The sequence below is a fragment of the Streptomyces sp. MnatMP-M17 genome (genome assembly GCF_900091995.1).
Lineage (GTDB): Bacteria > Actinomycetota > Actinomycetes > Streptomycetales > Streptomycetaceae > Streptomyces.
This window is the reverse complement of sequence record NZ_FMDK01000181.1, coordinates 1-2,799: the sequence shown is the minus strand read 5'-3', so window position 1 is coordinate 2,799 and position 2,799 is coordinate 1. Positions and strand designations below refer to the sequence as shown.

At 71.8% G+C, this 2,799-nt stretch carries 1 protein-coding gene; it reads left to right on the top strand.

Annotated elements, in window-relative coordinates; all coding sequences use genetic code 11:
• Nucleotides 1–2,799 (top strand): Rne/Rng family ribonuclease (locus GA0115259_RS08970; protein WP_141716497.1); only part of this gene is annotated, 2,799 nt, incomplete at both ends.

Here is a 2,799-nt window from a genome sequence, read left to right as displayed (position 1 = left end):
CCCCCCCGCCACAGCCGCCACCACCGCTCCCGGGCCCGTGAGCGGTGCCCTGGCCCCGTCCGTCGCGGAGCCCGCCGAGGCGCCCGAGCGCTCGCGCCGCCGTGCCAACCGGCCCGCCGTGGCCGTCTTCCAGGCGCCCGTCTTCACCGAGCCGATGTTCCAGACACCGGAGACCGCGGCAGCCGCCGCGGCTGCGGTCAGGCCCGCGTACGACGACGCCTACGACGCCGAGTACTCCGCCGATTACAACGACGCCGCCGACCAGGACCTCGACCACGAGGCCGTGATCGGGACCGGAACGGTCGCGGCGGCCGAGCCCGTCGCCGCGCCGGAGCCCTCCGGCCGTCGCAGGCGCCGCCGTCGCGGTGAGTCAGCCGAGCCGGTGGAGAGCGCGCCGGCCGCCGAAGAGGCGCCGCGCGACTCCCGTGACTCGGTGGACGAGACCGGCACCGAGGCGGAGCAGTCCGCCGAGGGCGACGACCCCGACGAGTACGAGGACCGTCCCTCGCGTCGCCGTCGCCGTGGCGGCCGTCGCCGTCGCCGTGGCGAGTCCGCCGAGGCCGACGAGACCACCGACGAGCAGCACGACGAGTCCGCCGAACAGGCCGAGCACGCCGAGGACGGCGACCGCGAGAGCGACGCGGACGACGAGGAGCAGGACGAGTCCGAGGCCGCTGAGTCCTCCGGTGGCGGCTCCTCCAGCAGCCGTCGCCGCCGACGCCGTCGCCGTCGCAGTGACGGCGCCGCCGAGGCCGAGTCGGGCGGCGACGACCCGGAGCGTACGGTCGTCAAGGTCCGCGAGCCGCGCGAGCGGCGCGGCAAGGACACCGAGCCCGGCACCGGCGCCGACGAGGTGCAGTCCATCAAGGGCTCGACGCGGCTGGAGGCCAAGAAGCAGCGCCGCCGCGAGGGACGAGAGCAGGGCCGCCGCAGGGTGCCGATCATCACCGAGGCGGAGTTCCTCGCCCGGCGCGAGGCCGTCGAGCGCGTGATGGTCGTCCGCCAGAACGGCGAGCGTACCCAGATCGGTGTCCTTGAGGACAACGTCCTGGTCGAGCACTACGTCAACAAGGAACAGGCCACCAGCTACGTCGGCAACGTCTATCTGGGCAAGGTGCAGAACGTACTGCCGTCCATGGAGGCCGCCTTCGTCGACATCGGCAAGGGCCGTAACGCCGTGCTGTACGCGGGCGAGGTCAACTTCGAGGCGCTGGGCATGGCCAACGGCCCGCGCCGGATCGAGAGCGCCCTCAAGTCCGGCCAGTCGGTGCTCGTCCAGGTGACGAAGGACCCGATCGGCCACAAGGGCGCCCGGCTCACCAGCCAGGTCTCCCTGCCCGGCCGCTATCTGGTCTATGTGCCCGAGGGCTCGATGACCGGCATCAGCCGCAAGCTGCCCGACACCGAGCGGGCCCGGCTGAAGACCATCCTCAAGAAGATCGTTCCCGAGGACGCGGGCGTCATCGTCCGTACGGCCGCGGAGGGCGCCAGCGAGGACGAGCTGCGCCGCGATGTCGAACGGCTCCAGGGACAGTGGGAGGACATCAAGAAGAAGGCGAAGAGCGGTAACGCGCCGACGCTTCTCTACGGTGAGCCCGACATGACAGTCCGTGTCGTGCGCGACATCTTCAACGAGGACTTCACAAAGGTCATCGTCAGCGGTGACCAGGCGTGGCAGACCATCCACGGCTATGTCACGCATGTCGCGCCCGATCTCTCCGACCGGCTGTCGCGCTGGACGGGCGAGGCCGATGTCTTCGCGACGTACCGGATCGACGAGCAGCTCATGAAGGCGCTGGACCGGAAGGTCTGGCTGCCGAGCGGCGGTTCGCTGGTGATCGACAAGACCGAGGCCATGGTCGTGGTCGACGTCAACACCGGGAAGTTCACCGGGCAGGGCGGCAATCTGGAGGAGACCGTCACCAGGAACAACCTGGAGGCGGCCGAGGAGATCGTGCGCCAGCTGCGCCTGCGCGACCTCGGCGGGATCGTCGTCATCGACTTCATCGACATGGTGCTGGAGTCCAACCGGGATCTGGTGCTGCGGCGGCTGCTGGAGTGCCTGGGCCGGGACCGTACGAAGCACCAGGTCGCCGAGGTCACCTCGCTGGGCCTGGTGCAGATGACGCGTAAGCGGGTCGGCCAGGGACTGCTGGAGTCGTTCTCCGAGACCTGTGTGCACTGCAACGGGCGCGGTGTGATCGTCCATATGGAACAGCCCACGACGGGCGGCGGCGGTGGCAACGGCAAGCGCTCCAAGAAGCGCGGCCGTGGTGGCGTGTCCGGTGTGGACCACGAGCACGAGCATGAGCATGAGCTCGCCGGGATCGCGGCGGAGACGGAAGCCGAGGGCGAGACGGAGGCCGAGGTCGCCGCGGAGGTGGCCGCTCCGGCGGCGCTGGCGGAGCCTGCCTTCGCGCCGGACGAGGAGCTGTTCAGCAGCGTGGCGGAGGCCGAGGCTTCCGTGCGAGGACGCTCGCGCCGCCGTGCGTCGCGCAAGGCGACGGCTCCGGCCGGCTCGCCGAAGGCGGCGGAGCCGGAGGCCCTGGCCGAGGCTCCTGCCGAGGCACCGGTGGCGGTGATCGCGACCGACGTGGCCGAGCCCGAGGCGCCCGTCGAGGAGGCGCCGAAGGGCCGTACGCGCCGTCGGGCCACGCGCAAGGCGACGGCTCCGGCCGGTTCGCCGAAGGCCGGGGACGACGCGGCTGCGGCCGAGGTGGTCGTGCCCGCGTCCGAGCCCGTGTCCGTAGCGGCGGAGCCGGAGGCCGTAGCGGTTGCATCGGCGGCGGTGCTGGCGGT